Genomic DNA, 19,626 nt, shown 5'->3' on the forward strand with positions numbered 1-19,626 from the left:
GTCATAACAGTCACAAATGAGGTGACGGACCCACCGCTATCGCGCGCAAGCTCGCTCCCACAAGTGTCCGTGGTGTGCTTTGGGGAAATTGTGGAAAACAAATTCACCAAGCTCTCAAAGCGCGACATAAAGCCGCTGCAAATAGTTGTTTTGTCACGGTTTTGACTTGTCCCCGTTTGCTGTGGAGCTGGCTGTGAATAACGTGGGAGTAGCTGGCTGAGAGCCTTTAAAATCATGGCCTGCAGAGATGTGATTGTTTTTTGATCAGGTGTTTTTGTCGGGCTTGGGGTCAGCATTGTCAACCTTTTTATTGGTGACGAAAGTGGCCTGAAAAACACGAGGTCAGCCTGTGGATAAGTCTGTGGTTAAACTCTGGAAAGACTCGGCTAACGGCCGTAGTTACTGGCTTGGCGCCATCGTTGGCTAACCCGGTCAATCGTGCAGAATGCCTTGGACTACACAGCCAGCACTTCAGGGTCAAGCGAAAAACTTTCTGATCTGCCCGCAAAGCCTTGTGCACAGCGGCTTCCAGCTTTTTCACTTGCCCCCGGAAACTGTGGACCGGCCTGTGGATAACGTGCGCGTACATGGCTGCAGGCCACGGTGTATATGGCGTCGCCAGCATTGATCATTTTTCGTACAGATTTTCTGATGGTTGCCGCTGTCGGCAAGGCCGGGCATGCTGCCAGCTGATTTTCTATTCCAATGGCGACCCGTGCGCCGAAGCAAGGAGAACACGATGTCCAACACCCTGTTTATTACCGGCGCGACTTCCGGTTTTGGCGAAGCCTGTGCCCGTCGTTTTGCCGAGGCAGGCTGGAAACTGGTGCTGACAGGTCGTCGTGAAGAGCGCCTGAATGCCTTGTGCGCCGAGTTGTCGAAGCAGACCGAGGTCCATGGCCTGGTGCTCGACGTGCGTGATCGCAAGGCCATGGAGGAGGCGATCGGTAATCTGCCACCTTCCTTCGCCAAGCTGCGCGGGTTGATCAACAACGCCGGCCTGGCGCTCGGCGTGGATCCGGCGCCAAAGTGCGATCTTGATGATTGGGACACCATGGTCGACACCAACATCAAGGGCCTGATGTACAGCACTCGCCTGCTGTTGCCGCGCCTGATCGCCCATGGCCGTGGCGCCGGCATCATCAACCTTGGCTCCATTGCCGGCAGCTACCCGTATCCGGGCAGTCACGTGTATGGCGCAAGCAAGGCGTTCGTCAAACAGTTCTCCCTGAACCTGCGCTGCGACCTGCAAGGCACGGGCGTTCGCGTCAGCAACATTGAGCCGGGCCTGTGTGAGAGTGAGTTCTCGCTGGTGCGTTTTGCCGGTGATCAGGAGCGTTATAACGCGACCTACGCCGGTGCAGAGCCGATCCAGCCGCAAGACATCGCCGAGACCATTTTCTGGGTCCTCAACGCGCCGGCGCACATCAACATCAACAGCCTCGAGTTGATGCCGGTGAGCCAGACGTGGGCCGGGTTTGCGATTGAGCGTAATGCGAAGGCTTAAGACCGTGTAACGGCCATCGCGGGCAAGCCACGCTCCCACAGACCTCGAGTTGTATCGCCAGTTTGCGAACGACACAAACCCTGTAGGAGCCGGCTTGCCGGCGATAGCAATCCTTGTGTCAGCGCAGATATTCAGCCAGTCCGCGATAGCAGGTCGCCAAGTGATAAGGCGTGGTCGAAGGCATGTCCTGTCGGCTCACTTCACCGTTCTCATCGCGACACTCATACCAGCCCCCCGCATGCAGTGAGCGCTGTTGCAGCGTCTGCAATTGGTGCAATACCGATGATTCGCTGCCCGGGCGCAGAGTTAATGCGCGCAGGTATTCAGCCTGAGCCCAGATGCGTTGGGTGGCATCTTTCGAATGCCCGTCGAGCGTGAGCATCGCGCGCACGGCGCCACTCGATTGATCGACGCCCAGCTGCTCGGTGAGCGCAAAGGCGCGTTCCACAGAAGTGTGCAGTTTGGAGTCGCGCAATAACGGCGAAGACTCCAGCAGGAAATACCACTCGAACTGGTGCCCCGGCTCAAACCAGTTATCCACAGATCCGAGCGGCTTTTCCATCAGCACACTGTGTTGCGGATCGATAAAGCGCTGTTGCATGGCTGTGCATAACTCGACGAGCGCGCGTTGCACGGCGAGGTCTTCACGTACCGACAATGTGGCGAGAAACGCTTCGGCGAGGTGCATCAACGGGTTTTGCAGAGGCCCGGTGTCGAGCAAGGACCAATCACGCTCAAGGCAGGCTTCGTACAAGCCGTCGCCGGTACTGAAGCGCTGCGCCAACACTTCCAGCACGGCGTTGAGCACCGACTCCACCAGCGGCTCGCGAACCTTGTCCCAGTAATGGGCGCAGGCGAAGAGGATGAAGGCGTGGGTGTAGAGATCTTTGCGCTGATCAAGCGGCGCGCCCTGTGGGTCGATGCTGTAGAACCAGCCACCGTGTTCGGCATCGTGGAAATGTTGCTGCAACGAGCGGAACAACGCCGCCGCCCGCTCTTTCGCGCCCGGCACCTGGCCGATCAGGCTGGAAAACAGATACAGCTGCCGCGCGCAGGCCATGGCCCTGTAGCGTTGCGGTGGCAAGGGATGATGCTCGGCATCCAGCGCTTCGTAGGGCAGCGCCAGCTCGGCATTCCAGCCGGGGCCTTGCCAGAGGGGCACGATCACGTCCTGGAAATGCTGTTGCACGGTGGCAAACAGAGCGGTCAATTCAGACTTGGAGGCGGAGCGGGAATCGGGTGGCATTGGCTGGCGTCGTCACGGCAGAGTTGATTGCGCGACATGTTAACAGGCCTGAGAGTTGCGGTGTCTGTCAGGCCGCCTTCGCGGGCAAGCCCGCTCCCACATTCGAACTGTGTATACAGATCCAATGTGGGAGCGGGCTTGCCCGCGAAGAGGCCATCACTGGCGGTAAAGAATCAACCCGCCAACAACCAGACCCCAGCCGCCGCCGAAGCCGCCCCCGCCAGACGAACCAACGGCGCCGCCGCTTGCGGCAACACACGAACCAGCGCATAACCCGCTGCATGCAACGCCGCCGTCGCCGCCACAAACCCTGCGGCATATGCCCACGGGCTCGACATGTCGGGCAACTCCAGCCCATGCGCCACGCCATGGAACAGGGCAAACAGCGCCGTCGCACCCACCGCCAAGCCCAATGGCGGACGCACCGCGAGTGCCACCGCCAGGCCCAGCGCCAGCACCGACGCGGCGATCCCGCTTTCCAGCGCCGGCAGGTTCAGCCCTTCAAACCCCAACAGACCGCCGATCAGCATGGTGCCGACGAACGTGCACGGCAGCGCCCAGCGTGCGGCGCCTTTCTGCTGCGCCGCCCACAGCCCCACGGCAAGCATCGCCAGCAAGTGATCGAGGCCGCCAATCGGGTGGCTGATGCCGGCGATCAAGCCGTTATTGCCGTGACCGGGGTGGGCGAAGGCGATGGCCGGGGTCAGCAGCAGGGCCATGGCGCCGAGGATGCGTTTAAGTGTCATGGATAAGCTTCCTTGTTGATAAGTTTGATCGTGATCAGGCTGCAGTCAGCAGGCCCTGGCGCTCGATGAACGCGATGATTTGTTCCAGTCCAAGACCGGTTTTCTGGTTGCTGAAGACAAACGGTTTGCCGTTGCGCATGCGCTTCGTGTCGCTGTCCATCATCTCCAGCGACGCCCCAACCAGTGGTGCGAGGTCGACTTTGTTGATCACCAACAGGTCGGATTTGCAGATCCCCGGCCCGCCCTTGCGCGGCAGCTTGTCGCCGGCCGAGACGTCGATCACGTAGATCGTCAGGTCCGACAGTTCGGGGCTGAACGTGGCCGACAGATTGTCGCCACCGGACTCCACCAGAATCAGGTCCAGCCCCGGAAAACGGCGGTTCAGTTGGTCCACGGCTTCGAGGTTGATCGAGGCGTCTTCACGGATCGCCGTATGTGGGCAGCCGCCGGTTTCCACGCCGATGATTCGCTCCGGCGCCAGGGCTTCGTTGCGCACCAGAAAATCGGCGTCTTCGCGGGTGTAGATGTCGTTGGTCACAACGGCCAGGTTGTAGCGGTCGCGCAGGGCCAGGCACAGGGCCAGTGTCAACGCGGTTTTGCCGGAACCGACAGGGCCGCCGATGCCGACGCGCAGAGGTTGTGTGTTCATGTGATTCTCCAAAATAACAGGCCCTAGGAACGGAACAGACGGCTGTACTGACGCTCATGGGCCATGCATGCCAGTGACAGGCCGAAAGCGGCGCTGCCATAGTGTTCGGGGGTGATTCGGGTGGCGTCCTGCTGGGCTTGTTGCAGCAGCGGCAGCAGTTCGCTGGTCAGGCGTTGCGCGGCTTGCTGGCCCAGCGGCAGAGTTTTCATCAGCACCGCCAATTGGTTTTCCAGCCAGCTCCAGAGCCATGCGGCCAGCGCATCTTGCGCACTGATGTGCCAGGCGCGCGCGGCCAGTGCCCAGCCGAGGGCCAGGTGCGGTTCGGGGCGTTGTTCAAGAAAGGCGCGGGCCGGTGCATCGAGTTCCGGCAGACCGTTGAGCAGTTGCTGCAAGGAGTAGCCCATCTGTCGGCTCTCCTGATGCAACTCGCGGGTTTCCCGGCTGGCGCGGTGTTCTTCACAGCGTTGCAGCAGTTCGGCCCAGTTTTCTGTGGCGGCGGCCACGCAATGGGCGAGCAACAGCGGCGCTTCGAAGCGTGCGAGGTTGAGCAGTAATTGATCGCTGATCCAGCGGCGGGCGCTGTCGGAATCATTCACCCGACCGTTATCCACCGCCATTTCCAGGCCTTGGGAATAGCTGTAACCGCCAATCGGCAACTGCGGACTGGCCAGGCGCAACAACGCCCAGGCCGGATTCACGGGCGCACGCCGAACTGGTGCAGTTTCGGCGGGTAGTTGAAGTCCTCGTCGCCATGCCGCGAATGGTGATGGCCACCGCCATAGGCACCGTGCTCAGGCTGGAACGGCGCTTCGATGTGTTCAACCTTGGCCTCCAGTTGTTCGAGCATGGCCTTGAGCACGTAATCGTCGAGCAGGCGCAGCCAGCCATCGCCGACTTGCAGGGCGACGTGGCGATTGCCGAGGTGATAGGCCGCGCGGGTCAGCTCGAAGGCATTGGCGCAAGTGACGTGCAGCAGGTGTTCGGGGCGGGCGCAGACGCGGACGACGCGACCGTCTTCAGCTTGTAGGCATTCGCCGTCAGACAGCGGCGACTGACCGCGCTCCAAAAACAACCCGACGTCTTCACCCTCGGCACTGAAACAGCGCAAACGGCTTTTGCTCCGGGCTTCGAAGGTCAGGTGCAACTCGGCGGCCCAGACGGGTTGAGGCTCGATTCTGCGATGAATCACCAGCATCGGTAAGCTTCCAGCTATGGACAATAGTCAGGCTAGAGCAAGGGGCTTGCCAATCGGGGGGATGTGTAGGAAATGCCTGTCGGCGTTGAGGAGGTGTTTAAGATTGTTGCGGCAATTTGGTGCGAGGTTGTGCTGGGCGCACCAAATGACAGCGCACGGTGTGCTCCAGATTAGTCGCGCGTCGCACAACGTTGTAGGCGCCAGATAGCCGGCTCCTGCCGGAGATAGGGGTGTTATGGAGAGGGATTATTCGGTGCTGCCCAGGCCTTGCCAATGCTTGAGGCCGATGAAGATAAAGCGCAGCTGTTGGGTAATCTTCGCTTGCGGCGTCAGATGCTCGGGCAATGCTTCGGCCGGTGGATCAATGATGTCCGGCAAGGTTGCGAACACGCTTTTAACGATGAGATCAGCCATGACACTCAGGCCGGCGATGTCCAGGTGTTGCAGTTTCGGCATTAAGGACAAATCGGCCGCCAGGTCCGAGCTGATGTCGTCGCGCAACCGTCCGATGGCCAGGCGCACCGGCAGCGAGCCGCCGTATTGCTCGCGGGCCAGAAACAGGAACTGCGAACGATTGGCCGACACCACGTCGAGAAAAATCCGCACCGAGGCGTCGATGATGCCGCCCATGACGAACTCGTTGTGGCGTACCAGGCGAATGGTTTCGCGGAAGGTTTGTCCGACTTCGCTCACCAACACCAAGCCCAATTCGTCCATGTCGGCAAAGTGCCGATAGAAACCAGTGGGAACGATGCCGGCGGTTTTCGCCACTTCGCGCAGGCTCAGGCTGCCGAATCCTCGGCCGCACTCCATCAAGTGGCGGGCAGCGTCCATCAGGGCGTTGCGGGTTTGTTGTTTCTGTTCGGCGCGGGGCAGCATCGCAAGGGTGTTTTCTGGACAGGACAGCGGCGCACTCTAGCAAATCGGCTTTGCCGGCGTCGAACGACTATCGGGGGTGACGCGAGGGAATGTGTGGCTTCTATAAAGTCAAAAGCCCAATCCGTGGATTGGGCTTTTTTTCAGGGCCGCCATGGGCTTAGCTCACAGCGCTGTTGCGTTCGATCACGCGGTCACCACCGCCTTCAGCCAGGGTTTGGCCTTGTGGAGTGCGGTCGGAACCGTCAGCGGCCAGGGTTTGACCTTGTGGGGTGCGATCGGAACCGTCAGCAGCCAGGGTTTGACCTTGTGGAGTGCGGTCGGAACCGTCAGCAGCCAGGGTTTGGCCTTGTGGAGTGCGGTCGGAACCGTCAGCAGCCAGGGTTTGGCCTTGTGGGGTGCGTTCGGAACCGTCAGCGGCCAGGGTTTGGCCTTGTGGGGTGCGTTCGGAACCGTCAGCGGCAAGGGATTGGCCTTGTGGGGTACGGTCCGAGCCATCTTGAGAGATCAGGCCTTTTTCTTTCAGGCGATCGTTACCACCTTCGGCAACGGTCTGGCTGAACACCGAGTGATTCGATTTAACTTGGGGAGTTGCCTGATCTGCAGCTGGCAGAGCGAAAGCGGTGCTGGCCAGCATGGAGAGGGTAAGGCTAAGCAGTAATTGGCGTTTCATGATTGGGTGCTCCGTGGGGGGGCGATAAAGTGGGTACGAGGGCAATGCTACTCTCGATAAGTCGATATAAAAGTTCATAAACGCAATGGTAATAATCAACAGAATTGATTGTTCCGTGCGAAGGCTCTAGATCGGGCCTTTCCGGCGGACGTTTTCGCACTGAAGTGGGTATTTTCGACTCACATGCGCCGCGCAAAAGTGCGGGGGCGGTAACGCCGGATTTCGCGTGCAGGGTGTCCCCGACCGATTATTTGAACGTTAAGCGGCATTTCGGTTAAACCTGCACCGCGTTTCCCAGTCCTAGGTTTCATGGCAGGCCGGTTCTGGCCTAACGTTTCACACGTGCGTCGCGGTCAGGGCGCTCAGTCGTAATCAGGAGCCCTGTGCAATGACGCGCACCCCGAAAATTCTCGCCTGGACCTTTGCCAGCCTGGCTGTGCTACTGGCGCTAGTGGTTCTGATCATCGTGTTCTTCGATTGGAACCGGATCAAACCAACCATCAACACCAAAGTCTCCGAAGAGCTGCATCGACCGTTTGCCATCAATGGCAACCTTGCGGTGGTCTGGCGGCGTGAGCTTGACGAAGGTGGATGGCGCGCCTGGGTGCCGTGGCCTCATGTGGTGGCGCAGGACCTGACCCTCGGTAACCCGGACTGGTCGAAGCAGCCGCAGATGGTCACGCTTAAGCGCGTTGAGCTGCGCATTTCGCCGCTGGCCCTGTTGGCGCAACGGGTGACGATCCCACGCATTGACTTGACCGAGCCCAGCGCCGACCTCCAGCGCCTGGCTGATGGCCGCGCGAACTGGACCTTCAAGTTCGACCCGAAAGACCCGAACGCCGAACCTTCAAATTGGGTGGTGGACATCGGCGCGATCGGCTTCGATAAAGGCCACGTCACCCTCGACGACCAGAGTCTGAACACTCAGCTCGACCTGATCATCAACCCGCTGGGCAAGCCGATTCCGTTCAGCGATATCGTCGGCGACAAAGCCGCGAAAACTGCACAGGAGAAGGGCGCTGCTCCCCAGGATTATGCGTTTGCGCTGAAGGTCAAAGGCCAATACCACGGCCAAAAACTGGCTGGCGAGGGCAAGATCGGCGGCCTGCTGGCCTTGCAGGATTCGGCCCGACCGTTCCCGCTCCAGGCCCAGGTCAAGATTGCCGATACCAGCGTCGAGCTCGCCGGCACGCTGACCGATCCGCTCAACCTCGGTGCACTGGACCTGCGGCTGAAACTGGCCGGCAGCAGCCTGGGTAACCTCTATCCACTGACAGGTGTGACCCTGCCGGATACACCACCCTACGCAACCGACGGTCACTTGATTGCCAAGCTGCATGAGCCAGGCGGTGCGGTGTTCCGTTACGAGGAGTTCAACGGCAAGATCGGCGAGAGCGACATTCATGGCAGCCTGGCCTACGTCGCCAGCCAGCCACGGCCGAAACTCAGCGGTTCACTGCTCTCCAATCAACTGTTGTTTGCCGACCTGGCGCCCTTGATCGGCGCCGACTCCAATGCCAAGCAAAAGGCTCGCGGCGGTGAAAGCAAACAGCCGGCGGACAAGGTGCTGCCGGTCGAAGAGTTCAAGACCGAGCGCTGGCGCGACATGGACGCCGACGTCGAATTCACCGGCAAGCGCATCGTCCACAGTGAAAAACTGCCGTTCAACGATCTCTACACGCACCTGGTGCTGACCGATGGCGTGCTCAGCCTCGAACCGCTGCGTTTCGGCGTAGCCGGCGGCAAGCTGGATGCGCAGATTCGCCTGAACGGACGCACCGAGCCGCTGGAGGGCAACGCCAAGCTCACTGCGCGGGGTTTCAAACTCAAGCAGTTGTTCCCGACGTTTGAGCCGATGAAGACCAGTTTCGGCGAGCTCAATGGCGATGCGGACATCAGTGGTCGCGGCAACTCGGTGGCCAAGCTGTTGGGCACGGCCAATGGCAATCTGAAGATGCTGATCAACGACGGTGCCATCAGCCGCGAGTTGATGGAACTGGCCGGTCTGAACGTTGGTAACTACGTGGTCGGCAAAATCTTTGGTGACAAGGAAGTGAAGATCAATTGCGCGGCGGCCGACTTCGACATCAAGACGGGACTGGCGACCTCTCGGTTGTTCGTCTTCGATACCGAGAACGCGATCATCTACATCGATGGCACGGCGAACATGGCGACTGAGCAACTGGACCTGACCATCACGCCGGAATCCAAGGGATGGCGCCTGATTTCCCTGCGTTCGCCGCTGTATGTACGGGGCAAGTTCATCAAGCCGGACGCCGGTGTCAAAGCGGTGCCGCTGCTGCTGCGCGGGGCAGGGATGGTGGCGTTGGGTGTGATTGCAGCGCCAGCGGCGGGGTTGCTTGCGTTGGTGGCACCGAGTGGTGGCGAGCCGAATCAGTGCGCGCCGTTGCTGGAACAGATGAAAGCGGGCAAGGCGCCGAAGACGGTCAAAAACTGACGTCTGTCAGAACGGTTCAATCGCTTTCGAGCGGGCGATTCAAGAGCGATTAATCCCTTTGTAAAGATTTCAGTTCAATCGGTTTGCCATGGGGATAAGTAGCAGGTCAGTAGTGATCTTGTCCCCGAGTTTATTGATCACCGTCTCTCTGACTTCGTTGTATTGGAGCTCATTCAGTGAGCTGCGCAGCAATCGAATATTGGGTTTTTCGTCGTTGACTGACTTCAGCAGCGGTTTGTCCAGGATGTCGATATCAATCACCTTGGGCGTTTTGAAGGCTAGCTGCAGTGTTAATACGGTTTTGTCTTGGCGGACAATGTTCAACAGCGTGTGTGTTGCGCCGGCAGTCGCAGAGCCGCTGCTGTTGAGTTTGTCGATGATTGTATGAATGGCCAATGAGCCGCGTTCGAGTTTTTTTATTCGTGAAAAGGCGTTGGCCACGATGTGTTGTTCAGCTTGTGGCAGGGCGGGTCCCGCACTCTGAATCAAGAGCTTCAGCAAACTTGAATTGTCAAACGCCGTGCTCTGCGTTTCTCGACTGTTGATGATCCATTTGAACTTGCTCACTATTTCTGTATACGTTGTCCATAATGCTTCCCGATCACCACGGCGCTGCGTCGCCACCAGTTCGGCATAGAGGCTTGAATTTAAAATGTCGCTCTTGAACGTGTCAGTGTGAATGCCACAAAAAATGGTGATGTTGCCATTGACAAGATAGGTATCGAATGGGGAGATGTCCATTATTAGCTCCAGGCGAGGGTTGTGCTCGGCAACGTTATTTAAATCGACAATTATTTGTCGATTTAAATATTCAATGGTAATTAGAAGTCAGGAAGATCCTTGATGAATTTTTTTCCGGCTTCAGTGAACCTGGAATAAAGTTCCGAGCGCAGTCCCGAGAAAACCTGAGTGTCCAGATAGGTGCGTACGGCACCTGTTTTTATGGTGGTGGACTGTTGGGTGGACTTCCAGAACAGAATGCCGCGCGTGCTTTCCCGTGCATCCAGGGAAATGCAATTGAGGAGCATGTTCGGTTGATTGTTTGTATCGACCCAAACCGGCGCGATATCAAACTTGGATTGTGTGCCGGTTTTCCTGTTTCGGTCAAAAATCTGAATGGCGCCGGGGTCTCTTTGCACTACGTCGACAGCCAATTGGGCCGCGTTTGCCAAAATGGCGGCGGGACCTGCTCCGATCAGAGCGGAGGCGACGTGAAGGGCCACCTGATCCATGGTCAGGCCGATTTTTCGGACGGTGACAGTTTCCATGTTTTTGTTTTGTATAACCCAGCCAAGATTGTCCAGGCCGCTCACATAGTATTTGTACCACTCGTAAAGTTGTGCATCTTCAGGATAAAGTTTGGTGGCGGCATTCTGCATGACTAACTTGCACAGATTGACGTCATCGATAGTTTGCTGTGAAACGCCGGGGAGGAATGCGTTGATCGTATCAGGCATGACGCTGGCGGTTGGCTTGTCAATGTTATGGTGCGGTGCGCTGGTCAGCGAACGGCGCATAATGATTCGTTCATTTGAAGCCGCTGGCAGGGGGGGCAGGGAGTCAATGAATTCGAGTCGTTCTTCCATGTGCATGGTTACAGTCCTTTATAGGTTTATTTAAACAACCTCTGGGTTGTGGTTGTTAGAATAAGTCCATGCTGGAAAATGTCTATGTGGTGATTGTAACTTTAGGTTTGAAGGGGGGTGTTTATAAAATCCTTATCGCAATTGCGCGATAAGGATTTAGTTGTTAGTTACAAGTCTTTCAATATGTCCGCCATGTCATCCGCATGCTCTTCTTCCTGAGCCAGGATGTCTTCGAAGATACGCCGGGTGGTCGGGTCTTTTTCGCCGATATACTGAATGATCTCGCGGTAACTATCGATGGCGATGCGCTCGGCGACCAAGTCTTCGTAGACCATCTCTTTGAGCGAGTTGCCGGCCACGTACTGCGCGTGGGAATTTTTCGACAGCAGGTCAGGGTTGAACTCAGGCTCGCCGCCCAGTTGCACGATGCGCTCGGCCAGGCGGTCGGCGTGCTCGGCTTCCTGGGTCGCGTGTTCGAGGAACTCGTCGGCGGCGACGTGGGCTTTCAGGCCGTTGGCCATGAAGTAGTGGCGTTTGTAGCGCAACACGCAGACCAGTTCGGTGGCCAGCGACTCGTTGAGCAGACGCAGAACTTCGTCGAGGTCGGCGCTGTAGCTTTCGGTCACCGCGCCATTCTCGACGTTCTGGCGGGCACGTGCGCGAAGGGTGGTTACGTCAGACAAATGCATGTCACTCATCTCGTTCTCCTTGGAGGCTGATCCGGTTTTGCGTCACTTTCTGGGAAGTGATCGCTACTTAGGTGTGAGTGACGAGCGCGGCGAAAAGTTTGATGAGATTTGTGATCTTGGCAACAGGCCAGACAATCGAGCTTCCTCCTGCAACCACGCAAAAAATGCGCGCACCGGCGGATGGCGCTCACGACCTGGTACACAGAGCGCGCTGTAGCCCGCGCCGTTTACCTGAATTTCACTCCGGTAAGCCACCAACAAACCACTGGCCACGCTCTCGGACACCAGAATATTGCTCGCCAGCACCAGGCCTTGCCCGGCGATCGCTGCTTGCAGTGCGTAATGCTCTTCGTCGTACTCCCGGACCGCCGTGTTTTCCGTCAGCCAGGTTTCTGCGGACCGCGAGCACCAAGCCTCCCAGCCATGGGCGTACAGCTTCGAGTTGTGCCACCGCACGCTGATCAACGTCGGTGCCCGGATAGAGGCCTGCGCAACCTGCTCCGGCGAGCCATAAACGCCGAACGATTCATCGAACAGGCACAGGCCATAAAGGTTCGGATAGTCATCAAGGCTGTAGCGCACCACCAGATCGACGCTGGCGTCCTGATGCAAATCGATGACTTCGCAGTGGGTATCCAGCCGTACGCTGATGTTCGGATGCCGGGCGTAAAACCGTCCCAGTCGCGGCACCAGCCACAGCGCGGCAAATGCGGCGGTGGTGGAAATCGTCAAGCTTGCACCGCTGCGTTGCGGGCGCAAAGTATCGACGCTTTGCGCCATTTCCAGAAAAGCGCCGTGCAGGCTGTGGAACAGGCGCTCACCGCACTCGGTCAGGCGCACTTGCCGTGGCAGGCGCTCGAACAGCGGCACACCGAGCCAGGTTTCCAGCGAGCGGATCTGATGGGAAACCGCCGTGGGCGTCACCGACAGTTCTTCGGCGGCGGCCTTGAAGCTCAGCAGGCGAGAGGCGGATTCGAAGGCGCGCAAGGCGGTCAGCGGCAGCGAGGCAAACATTGAACACTCCATGGATGAAATGAATTCACCCAAGCTGATTTTTGCTCATTTGAGGCGAGGCGTTAGCGAGCACAAGCTGCACGCTACACGCCGTTCGAGTTTAGTCCTCAGGAGATTCAGATGAACAAAATTCTTGCCATTCACGCCAGTCCGCGGGGCGAACGTTCCCACTCCCGTCGCTTGGCCGAGGTGTTTCTCAGCGCCTGGCAGGCGCGTCATCCGCAAGCGCAACTGACTCGCCGCGAAGTCGGACGGGCGTTGATTCCGCCGGTCAATGAAGCGTTTGTGGCCGCCGCGTTTTACCCGCAACCCGAGGCGCGGCCGCTGACGATGCAGGCCGATCTCGCGTTCAGCGATGAACTGGTCGCGGAATTGCTGGGCCACGATCTGCTGCTGATTTCCACACCGATGCACAATTTCAGCGTGCCCAGCGGCCTCAAGGCGTGGATCGATCAAATCGTGCGACTCGGGCTGACCTTCAATCACACGCTGGACAACGGCGTCGCGCAATACGAGCCACTAGTACAGGGCAAGAAAGCGCTGATCGTCACCAGCCGTGGCGGGTTCGGTTTCGGTCCCGGGGGAGAGCTGGAGGCCTTGAACCATGCCGATACGCTGTTGCGCACCGCGCTGGGGTTCATCGGCATGACGGATGTCACCGTCGTGGCCGCCGAGGGTGAAGAGTCCGCCGCACGTACCTTCGAGATCTCCGCTGCCGAGGCCGAGCAGCGTTTGCTGGCGCTGGCCAGGGAGTTCTAGATGGCCTGGGTGTTTTTGCTGATCGCCGCCGGGTTCGAAGTCACCTTCGCCATGGGCATGAAGTACGCCGAAGGCTTTACCCGGCTCTGGCCGTCGATGATCACGGTCGTGGCGGCGGTGGGCGGGATCTACTTCCTGACCCTGGCCATGCGCGAATTACCGGTGAGCGTCGCCTACCCGATCTGGACCGCTGTCGGCTCACTCGGCACGGTGTTTCTCGGGTTTGCGCTGCTCGGTGAAAGCCTGACGGCGGTCAAACTGGTGTCGGTCGGGCTGATCGTGGCAGGGGTGGCGGGGTTGAAATAGGGGAGATGTCATAGACTGGTCGTCGAGTTGTCATTTTTGATGTCGATGCTTGGCTGATGTCTTGCATTCAGCCTTGCGTCACCTGACCGATCACAAGGATGTCCGCCCATGTCGCAAGGTTCTGCCACGCGTTATCCGTTGGTGCTGGTCCCGGGAATGCTCGGGTTTATCCGTCTGGTGCTCTATCCCTACTGGTACGGGATCGTGGCGGCGTTGCGCCGGGGTGGTGCGACGGTGATTGCGGTGCAGGTTTCGCCGCTGCACTCGAATGAAGTGCGCGGTGAACAATTGCTGGCGCAGATCGAAGAGATCCTGCGGGAAACCGGGGCCGAGAAGGTCAACCTGATCGGTCACAGCCAGGGCTCGCTCACGGCCCGATACGCCGCCGCCAAACGCCCGGATCGTGTGGCTTCTGTCACCTCGGTGGCAGGCCCCAATCACGGCTCGGAACTGGCGGATTACCTGCACAAACACTACCCGGCGGACAGTGCGAAGGGACGGCTGCTGGCGTTTTTATTGCGGGTGATCGGTGCGTTGATGAGCCTGCTGGAAACCGGTTATCGCGGGCCGAAGCTGCCGGTGGATATCCACGCCTCCCATGAATCGCTGACGACGGCGGGTGTGGCGCTGTTCAACCAGCGTTATCCACAGGGTCTGCCTGACACATGGGGCGGACACGGGCCGGAAGAGGTGAATGGCGTGCGCTATTACTCGTGGTCCGGCACGTTGCAGCCGGGCAAGACCGATCGCGGGCGCAATCTGTTGGACGGGACGAATCGCAGTTGTCGACTGTTTGCCAAAACCTTCGTGCGCGAAGTCGGGCATTGCGACGGGATGGTCGGGCGTTACAGCTCGCACCTCGGCACGGTGATTGGCGATGAGTATCCGCTGGATCACTTCGACATCGTCAACCAGTCGTTGGGGTTGGTGGGGAAGGGGGCGGAGCCGATCCGGTTGTTTGTCGAGCATGCGGCGCGGTTGAAGGCGGCGGGGTGTAACGTCAGATAAACCGAATCATCGTTCATCGCGAGCAGGCTCGCTCCCACAGTTGACCGCATTCCCCTGTGGGAGCGAGCCTGCTCGCGATGACTTCATATCAGGCGACGCTAATCCTGCGGCCGAGCACGGTGGTCCAGCGCTCCGAAACAATCACCCCACCCAACGTCAACACCCCGCCCACCAGGTGATACATCGCCAATTGCTCATGCAACACCGCCGCGGCAATCAGTGCAGTAATCACCGGCAGCAAATTGAAAAACAGCGTCGTCCGGCTCGGCCCCAGACGCACCACGGCCTGCATCCACGCCAGCGGCGCAACCATTGATGCCAGCAGGCAGGCGTACAGCACCAGCGGAATATTCTGCAGCGTCGGACCGATTTTTGGTGACACGGCGAACAGCGGAAACAGCACCACCACCGCCACCCACACCTGCAGATACAACAACACCAGCGGCGGCAAACGCAGCTGCCATTTTTTCAGCAACGTGCTGTAAATCGCGTAGGCCAGCGTGGCGATCAACATCATCGCATCGCCCAGATTTACCCCGTGCTCAAGCAAGGCACTGAGGCTGCCGGACGACACCACCACCAACACGCCGGCAAACGACAACACCGCACCGGCCAGCGCTCCCGCCGTCAGACGCTGACCGAGGCTGATGATTGCCATGGCCAGCGACATCAATGGCATCAGTGACAGGATGATGCCCATGTTGGTGGCTGAGGTCAGCGTCGCGGCGAAGTACGCCAGGCTCTGATAAACCGCCATGCCCAGCACGCCGAGGATGAAAATCTTCCCCAGGTTCGGGCGGATGGCCGACCAGTGGGCAATCACGGTTTTGAGCATGAACGGCGTGAACAGCAATCCGGCCAGCAGCCAGCGGTAAAAACCGATCTCGGCCGGGAAGATCGCTCCGGCCGACATTTTGGTGATCACGGTATTGCCAGCCCAAATGAAAATGGCCAGCAGGGGATAAGCGTATTGCATCGGAAAAACCAGAAACGTTAATAAGGGCTGATTATCGCCTGTCTGGATGAAAGCCTATACTTCGATCCAGACAACCTGCCCCGGATGACGGACAGCATGACCAGTAAACACATCGACCTGCTGGACTTCAGCGAATTGCCTTCGCCGGTCTACTTCCGTTATGCCGACTTCGACACCCACGAATATGCCTCCGCCCACCGTCACCCCTGGGGCACCCTGGAGTATTCGGCCAACGGTGTCTTGCACATGGAAATCGGCAGCAGCCGTTTCATGTCGCCCCCGCAATACGCCGTGTGGGTGCCGCCGCAGATTGAACACAGTTTCTACAGCAATCAGCCCATCAACTACCGCGCGGTCTGCCTCGCGCCTGCGCTGTGCCGCGAGTTGCCAAAGCAGGCCTGCACCCTGGCCATCAGCGACATCCTCAAAGCGATCCTCAAGGACTTCGCCGCCCGTGACGTGAAGGTTCCCGAGCAAGAGGCCGACCAACGCCTGGCCCAAGTGCTGGTGGATCAGCTGCAGCAGGCGCCCGTCCACGACTGCTATTTGCCCTACGCCAGCAGTCCCGGACTGCTCGGCATTCTCGAAGCCTTGCAGGCTGAACCGGGAGATAACCGGCCGCTGTCGGCGTGGGCAGAGCAGATCCACGTCAGCGAGCGCACCCTGGCGCGGCAGTTTGTGCGCGAGTTGGGCATGAGTTTTGGCGAATGGCGGCAGCGCCTGCGCTTTTTGGCGGCGATCGAAGCGTTGGACAGTCATCGCAGCATTCAGGAAATCGCGTTCGACATGGGCTACAGCACCGGTTCGGCGTTCATCGCCATGTTCCAGCGTCAGGCTGGGTGTACGCCGGAGCAGTATCGCCGCAGCCATCTGTCGGGCAGGAAGGTGTAACAGGCTTTGTCTACACTCCAGAGCGAGGCCGCGCCCCTCGGTGCGGCAACAAGGAGAAAACTCCATGAAGATGTTGCGTGTCCCTTTGTTGATGATCGGTTTGCTGCTCTGCTCCCAGGGCTTTGCTGCCACTGCCCAACAGAACAAGATGACCACCTGCAATGCCGACGCTACCGCAAAAAGCCTCAAGGGCGATGAGCGCAAAGCCTTCATGAGCACCTGCCTCAAAGCGGCGCCAGCCGCCAATGACGCCAAAGCCCTGAGCCCTCAGCAAGAGAAGATGAAAACCTGTAATGCCGATGCCGCGACCAAAGCCCTCAAGGGGGATGAGCGAAAGGCGTTCATGAGTGATTGCCTGAAGAAAAAATAAGCACTGGACTGGGGCACTGTGAGGACCTCATCGCTAGCAGGCTAGCCCCCACACTTGGAATGCATTCCCCTGTGGCAGCTGGCCTGCTAGCGATGGGGCCGGTAAGGTCACTGCAAAAAAACATCCGAGCCCCGATCAAGGTCGACCCACACAATCCCTAGTGCTGACACCCGAACGCTGGCAGACTGCCAATCCTTTTACGCCGTTCGTTTTGAGGCTGTATGCCAACGTTTTCTCAACGCCAAGTCTTGCTGGTTATCAGTTGGGTCATCATCTTTGGTGGCTTGCTGCTGGTGATCCCGTTGCGCTTGCTGCCAAGCCTGTTGGCCGGCCTGCTGGTGTTCGAACTGGTCAACATGCTCACCCCGCAATTGCAGCGGCTGATCGAAGGTCGGCGTGCGCGCTGGCTGGCGGTGGCGTTGCTGGGGACATTAGTGGTCAGTGTGCTGACGCTGATCTTCGCTGGCGCCATCAGTTTTCTGCTGCATGAAGCGGAAAACCCCGGTGCTTCCCTCGATAAATTCATGCACGTGGTCGATCGCGCGCGCGGGCAATTGCCGCCGTTCATCGACGCCTATCTTCCGGCCAGTGCTGCCGAGTTCCGTGTGGCGATTGGCGAGTGGATGAGCAAACACCTCAGCGACCTGCAACTGGTGGGCAAAGACGCGGCGCACATGTTCGTGACGTTGCTGATCGGCATGGTGCTCGGCGCGATCATCGCCCTGCAACGGGTGCCAGACCTGACCAAGCGCAAGCCGCTGGCCGCTGCACTGTTCGATCGTTTGCACCTGCTGGTGCAGGCCTTCCGCAACATCGTGTTCGCGCAGATCAAGATTTCCTTGCTCAACACCTTCTTCACCGGGATTTTCCTGGCGGTGGTCTTGCCGATGTTCGGCATCAAGCTGCCGCTGACCAAGACCCTGATCGTGCTGACCTTCCTGCTCGGCCTGTTGCCAGTGATCGGCAACCTGATGTCGAACACGCTGATCACCATCGTCGGCCTATCGCTGTCGATCTGGGTGGCAGTGGCCGCGCTGGGTTACCTGATTGTTATCCACAAGCTCGAATACTTCCTCAACGCGCGCATTGTCGGCGGGCAGATCAGTGCCAAGTCGTGGGAGTTGCTGTTGGCGATGCTGGTGTTCGAGGCCGCGTTCGGCCTGCCGGGGGTGGTGGCGGGGCCGATTTATTACGCGTATTTGAAGAGTGAGTTGAAGCAAGTGGGGATGGTTTGATCCCAGAGATGTATTGCCTGATCTGACGCCATCGCTAGCAGGCTAGCTCCCACACTGGTTTTGTGAACACCACAGATCCAATGTGGGAGCTAGCCTGCTAGCGATGGGTGCACCCCGGTTTCGGGTCAGTCCATCGGGCCGTAACGCTTGGCCGCTTCGATCGCCAGGCCGCTGCCGATGCTGCCAAAGATGTTCCCTTCCACATGCCGCGCATTCGGCAACATCGCCGAAACACTGTTGCGCAACGCCGGAATCCCGCTCGAACCGCCGGTGAAGAACACCGTATCCACCTGATCGACCCGCACATTGGCGTCGTTCAGCAACTGGGTCACGCTGTTGCGCACGCGCTCCAGCAGGTTGTCGATGGCCGATTCGAACAGCGCCCGGCTCAGCTCCACGCTCAGGCCCGGCTCGATGCGGTCCAGCGGCACATGGCGGCTGTCGGCATGGGTCAGCTGGATCTTGGTTTCTTCCACTTCCATCGCCAGCCAGTGCCCGGCGCGTTGCTCGATCAGCTTGAACAGACGGTCGATGCCGCCGGTGTCTTCGATGTCGTAGCGCATGCTGCCCAAAGCCAGGGTCGACTTCTGCGAGTACACCGAGTTGATCGTGTGCCAGGTCGCCAGGTTCATGTGGTGGCTGGTCGGCATGTAGGCGCCGCTCTTCATGCGGCTGCCGTAGCCGAAAAGCGGCATCAGGCCTTGCAGGCTCAGCTGCTTGTCGAAATCGGTCCCGCCGATGTGCACGCCGCCGGTGGCGAGGATGTCATCGTGACGGTTGTCGTGGTTGCGGCGCTCAGGTGACAGGCGCACCAGCGAGAAGTCGGACGTACCACCGCCGATGTCGACGATCAGTACCAGCTCTTCCTTTTCGATGGTCGATTCATAGTCGAACGCCGCCGCAATCGGCTCGTACTGGAACGACACATCCTTGAAGCCGATGGCGCGGGCCACGTCCACCAAAGTGTTTTCTGCTTCCTGGTCGGCCATTTCATCGTCATCGACGAAAAACACCGGACGGCCCAGCACCACTTCTTCGAACTCCCGACCAGCGGCGGTTTCGGCGCGCTTCTTCAGCTGGCCGATGAACAGCCCGAGCAGGTCCTTGAACGGCATCGCCGTACCGAGGACGCTGGTGTCGTGCTTGATCAGCTTGGAGCCCAGCAGGCTCTTGAGCGAGCGCATCAACCGGCCTTCGTAGCCTTCCAGGTACTCGTGCAGCGCCAGCCGGCCGTATACCGGGCGGCGTTCTTCCATGTTGAAGAAGACCACCGACGGCAGGGTGATCTTGTCGTCCTCCAGCGCGATCAGCGTTTCCATGCCGGGGCGCAGCCAGCCGACGGTGGAGTTGGACGTGCCGAAGTCGATACCACAGGCACGGGCTGGAGATGCGTTTTTCATGTCTATCAGGTTCCGGTTAAAAAACGGCCGCGCAGTGTATGT

General features: G+C 59.1%; 21 protein-coding genes. 8 read left to right on the top strand and 13 right to left on the bottom strand.

The window, feature by feature from the left end:
* The first annotated feature begins 739 nt into the window (after window positions 1–739).
* Window positions 740–1,507: an SDR family oxidoreductase gene (locus tag F8N43_RS25840; protein ID WP_150634655.1), complete on the top strand. Its 768-nt coding sequence runs from the start codon at window positions 740–742 to the stop codon at window positions 1,505–1,507.
* Between the two features lie 118 nt (window positions 1,508–1,625).
* Here the strand turns inward: F8N43_RS25840 and F8N43_RS25845 are convergent, their stop codons facing one another.
* From F8N43_RS25845 to F8N43_RS25875, 7 genes are all read right to left on the bottom strand, one after another.
* Window positions 1,626–2,753, bottom strand: a complete 1,128-nt coding sequence (locus F8N43_RS25845) for an AGE family epimerase/isomerase (protein ID WP_150634656.1) — start codon at window positions 2,751–2,753, stop codon at window positions 1,626–1,628.
* 173 nt (window positions 2,754–2,926) lie between these two features.
* Entirely contained in the window at window positions 2,927–3,499 is a 573-nt protein-coding gene (locus F8N43_RS25850; protein ID WP_150654539.1) for a HupE/UreJ family protein, read from the bottom strand.
* Between the two features lie 34 nt (window positions 3,500–3,533).
* Window positions 3,534–4,148 carry an urease accessory protein UreG gene (gene ureG / locus F8N43_RS25855; protein ID WP_150634658.1) on the bottom strand — a complete coding sequence of 205 codons (615 nt, stop codon included), beginning with the start codon at window positions 4,146–4,148 and terminating at the stop codon, window positions 3,534–3,536.
* A 23-nt stretch (window positions 4,149–4,171) separates the two neighbouring features.
* Window positions 4,172–4,846: an urease accessory protein UreF gene (locus F8N43_RS25860; protein WP_150634659.1), complete on the bottom strand. Its 675-nt coding sequence runs from the start codon at window positions 4,844–4,846 to the stop codon at window positions 4,172–4,174.
* Window positions 4,843–5,343 (bottom strand): urease accessory protein UreE, encoded by a 501-nt coding sequence (gene ureE, locus F8N43_RS25865; RefSeq protein ID WP_150639586.1) that lies wholly within the window; start codon window positions 5,341–5,343, stop codon window positions 4,843–4,845. Before ureE ends, F8N43_RS25860 begins: the two co-directional genes overlap by 4 nt.
* Before the next feature lie 246 nt (window positions 5,344–5,589).
* On the bottom strand, window positions 5,590–6,222 hold the full coding sequence (locus F8N43_RS25870; RefSeq protein ID WP_150634661.1) for a TetR family transcriptional regulator: 633 nt from the start codon (window positions 6,220–6,222) through the stop codon (window positions 5,590–5,592).
* 157 nt (window positions 6,223–6,379) lie between these two features.
* Window positions 6,380–6,892, bottom strand: a complete 513-nt coding sequence (locus F8N43_RS25875) for a hypothetical protein (protein ID WP_150654540.1) — start codon at window positions 6,890–6,892, stop codon at window positions 6,380–6,382.
* A gap of 388 nt (window positions 6,893–7,280) precedes the next feature.
* Here F8N43_RS25875 and F8N43_RS25880 point away from each other — a divergent pair, with 388 nt between their 5' ends.
* Entirely contained in the window at window positions 7,281–9,350 is a 2,070-nt protein-coding gene (locus F8N43_RS25880) for an AsmA family protein (protein ID WP_150633412.1), read from the top strand.
* 69 nt (window positions 9,351–9,419) lie between these two features.
* On the opposite strand, the gene F8N43_RS25885 is transcribed toward F8N43_RS25880, so the two are convergent.
* The 4 genes from F8N43_RS25885 to F8N43_RS25900 form a co-directional block, all read right to left on the bottom strand.
* The gene (locus F8N43_RS25885; RefSeq protein WP_150654541.1) at window positions 9,420–10,091 is read right to left on the bottom strand and encodes a hypothetical protein; all 672 of its coding nucleotides are present in this window, start codon (window positions 10,089–10,091) and stop codon (window positions 9,420–9,422) included.
* An 80-nt stretch (window positions 10,092–10,171) separates the two neighbouring features.
* Entirely contained in the window at window positions 10,172–10,942 is a 771-nt protein-coding gene (locus tag F8N43_RS25890; protein WP_150633410.1) for a hypothetical protein, read from the bottom strand.
* 161 nt (window positions 10,943–11,103) lie between these two features.
* Window positions 11,104–11,634 carry a ferritin-like domain-containing protein gene (locus F8N43_RS25895; RefSeq protein WP_150633409.1) on the bottom strand — a complete coding sequence of 177 codons (531 nt, stop codon included), beginning with the start codon at window positions 11,632–11,634 and terminating at the stop codon, window positions 11,104–11,106.
* Between the two features lie 54 nt (window positions 11,635–11,688).
* Window positions 11,689–12,651: a LysR substrate-binding domain-containing protein gene (locus F8N43_RS25900; protein WP_224787858.1), complete on the bottom strand. Its 963-nt coding sequence runs from the start codon at window positions 12,649–12,651 to the stop codon at window positions 11,689–11,691.
* Window positions 12,652–12,759: 108 nt separating this feature from the next.
* On the opposite strand from F8N43_RS25900, the gene F8N43_RS25905 reads away from it, so the two are divergent.
* From F8N43_RS25905 to F8N43_RS25915, 3 genes are all read left to right on the top strand, one after another.
* A complete protein-coding gene (locus tag F8N43_RS25905; protein WP_150633407.1) occupies window positions 12,760–13,398 on the top strand; it encodes an FMN-dependent NADH-azoreductase in 639 nt (212 codons plus the stop codon).
* A complete protein-coding gene (locus F8N43_RS25910) occupies window positions 13,399–13,704 on the top strand; it encodes a DMT family transporter (protein ID WP_150633406.1) in 306 nt (101 codons plus the stop codon).
* 108 nt (window positions 13,705–13,812) lie between these two features.
* Window positions 13,813–14,712 (top strand): esterase/lipase family protein, encoded by a 900-nt coding sequence (locus tag F8N43_RS25915; RefSeq protein WP_150654542.1) that lies wholly within the window; start codon window positions 13,813–13,815, stop codon window positions 14,710–14,712.
* Between the two features lie 88 nt (window positions 14,713–14,800).
* On the opposite strand, the gene F8N43_RS25920 is transcribed toward F8N43_RS25915, so the two are convergent.
* Window positions 14,801–15,688 (bottom strand): DMT family transporter, encoded by an 888-nt coding sequence (locus F8N43_RS25920; RefSeq protein ID WP_150633404.1) that lies wholly within the window; start codon window positions 15,686–15,688, stop codon window positions 14,801–14,803.
* Between the two features lie 96 nt (window positions 15,689–15,784).
* Here F8N43_RS25920 and F8N43_RS25925 point away from each other — a divergent pair, with 96 nt between their 5' ends.
* From F8N43_RS25925 to F8N43_RS25935, 3 genes are all read left to right on the top strand, one after another.
* Window positions 15,785–16,579, top strand: a complete 795-nt coding sequence (locus tag F8N43_RS25925; protein WP_191623736.1) for an AraC family transcriptional regulator — start codon at window positions 15,785–15,787, stop codon at window positions 16,577–16,579.
* Window positions 16,580–16,643: 64 nt separating this feature from the next.
* Window positions 16,644–16,949 carry a PsiF family protein gene (locus tag F8N43_RS25930; RefSeq protein WP_150654543.1) on the top strand — a complete coding sequence of 102 codons (306 nt, stop codon included), beginning with the start codon at window positions 16,644–16,646 and terminating at the stop codon, window positions 16,947–16,949.
* 221 nt (window positions 16,950–17,170) lie between these two features.
* Window positions 17,171–18,184 (top strand): AI-2E family transporter, encoded by a 1,014-nt coding sequence (locus F8N43_RS25935; protein WP_150633401.1) that lies wholly within the window; start codon window positions 17,171–17,173, stop codon window positions 18,182–18,184.
* Window positions 18,185–18,309: 125 nt separating this feature from the next.
* On the opposite strand, the gene F8N43_RS25940 is transcribed toward F8N43_RS25935, so the two are convergent.
* Entirely contained in the window at window positions 18,310–19,584 is a 1,275-nt protein-coding gene (locus F8N43_RS25940; RefSeq protein ID WP_150654544.1) for an Hsp70 family protein, read from the bottom strand.
* Between the last annotated feature and the right edge of the window lie 42 nt (window positions 19,585–19,626).

The sequence above is a fragment of the Pseudomonas fluorescens genome, assembly GCF_902498065.1.
Classification (GTDB): Bacteria; Pseudomonadota; Gammaproteobacteria; order Pseudomonadales; family Pseudomonadaceae; genus Aquipseudomonas; species Aquipseudomonas fluorescens_BJ.

What these genes read in the sequence shown, in the direction of transcription:
- F8N43_RS25840 (WP_150634655.1), top strand. Translation starts at nt 740, where the DNA reads ATGTCCAACACCCTGTTTATTACCGGCGCGACTTCCGGTTTTGGCGAA.
- F8N43_RS25845 (WP_150634656.1), bottom strand. Translation starts at nt 2,753, where the DNA reads ATGCCACCCGATTCCCGCTCCGCCTCCAAGTCTGAATTGACCGCTCTG.
- F8N43_RS25850 (WP_150654539.1), bottom strand. Translation starts at nt 3,499, where the DNA reads ATGACACTTAAACGCATCCTCGGCGCCATGGCCCTGCTGCTGACCCCG.
- ureG (WP_150634658.1), bottom strand. Translation starts at nt 4,148, where the DNA reads ATGAACACACAACCTCTGCGCGTCGGCATCGGCGGCCCTGTCGGTTCC.
- ureE (WP_150639586.1), bottom strand. Translation starts at nt 5,343, where the DNA reads ATGCTGGTGATTCATCGCAGAATCGAGCCTCAACCCGTCTGGGCCGCC.
- F8N43_RS25870 (WP_150634661.1), bottom strand. Translation starts at nt 6,222, where the DNA reads ATGCTGCCCCGCGCCGAACAGAAACAACAAACCCGCAACGCCCTGATG.
- F8N43_RS25875 (WP_150654540.1), bottom strand. Translation starts at nt 6,892, where the DNA reads ATGAAACGCCAATTACTGCTTAGCCTTACCCTCTCCATGCTGGCCAGC.
- F8N43_RS25880 (WP_150633412.1), top strand. Translation starts at nt 7,281, where the DNA reads ATGACGCGCACCCCGAAAATTCTCGCCTGGACCTTTGCCAGCCTGGCT.
- F8N43_RS25885 (WP_150654541.1), bottom strand. Translation starts at nt 10,091, where the DNA reads ATGGACATCTCCCCATTCGATACCTATCTTGTCAATGGCAACATCACC.
- F8N43_RS25890 (WP_150633410.1), bottom strand. Translation starts at nt 10,942, where the DNA reads ATGCACATGGAAGAACGACTCGAATTCATTGACTCCCTGCCCCCCCTG.
- F8N43_RS25895 (WP_150633409.1), bottom strand. Translation starts at nt 11,634, where the DNA reads ATGAGTGACATGCATTTGTCTGACGTAACCACCCTTCGCGCACGTGCC.
- F8N43_RS25900 (WP_224787858.1), bottom strand. Translation starts at nt 12,651, where the DNA reads ATGGAGTGTTCAATGTTTGCCTCGCTGCCGCTGACCGCCTTGCGCGCC.
- F8N43_RS25905 (WP_150633407.1), top strand. Translation starts at nt 12,760, where the DNA reads ATGAACAAAATTCTTGCCATTCACGCCAGTCCGCGGGGCGAACGTTCC.
- F8N43_RS25910 (WP_150633406.1), top strand. Translation starts at nt 13,399, where the DNA reads ATGGCCTGGGTGTTTTTGCTGATCGCCGCCGGGTTCGAAGTCACCTTC.
- F8N43_RS25915 (WP_150654542.1), top strand. Translation starts at nt 13,813, where the DNA reads ATGTCGCAAGGTTCTGCCACGCGTTATCCGTTGGTGCTGGTCCCGGGA.
- F8N43_RS25920 (WP_150633404.1), bottom strand. Translation starts at nt 15,688, where the DNA reads ATGCAATACGCTTATCCCCTGCTGGCCATTTTCATTTGGGCTGGCAAT.
- F8N43_RS25925 (WP_191623736.1), top strand. Translation starts at nt 15,785, where the DNA reads ATGACCAGTAAACACATCGACCTGCTGGACTTCAGCGAATTGCCTTCG.
- F8N43_RS25930 (WP_150654543.1), top strand. Translation starts at nt 16,644, where the DNA reads ATGAAGATGTTGCGTGTCCCTTTGTTGATGATCGGTTTGCTGCTCTGC.
- F8N43_RS25935 (WP_150633401.1), top strand. Translation starts at nt 17,171, where the DNA reads ATGCCAACGTTTTCTCAACGCCAAGTCTTGCTGGTTATCAGTTGGGTC.
- F8N43_RS25940 (WP_150654544.1), bottom strand. Translation starts at nt 19,584, where the DNA reads ATGAAAAACGCATCTCCAGCCCGTGCCTGTGGTATCGACTTCGGCACG.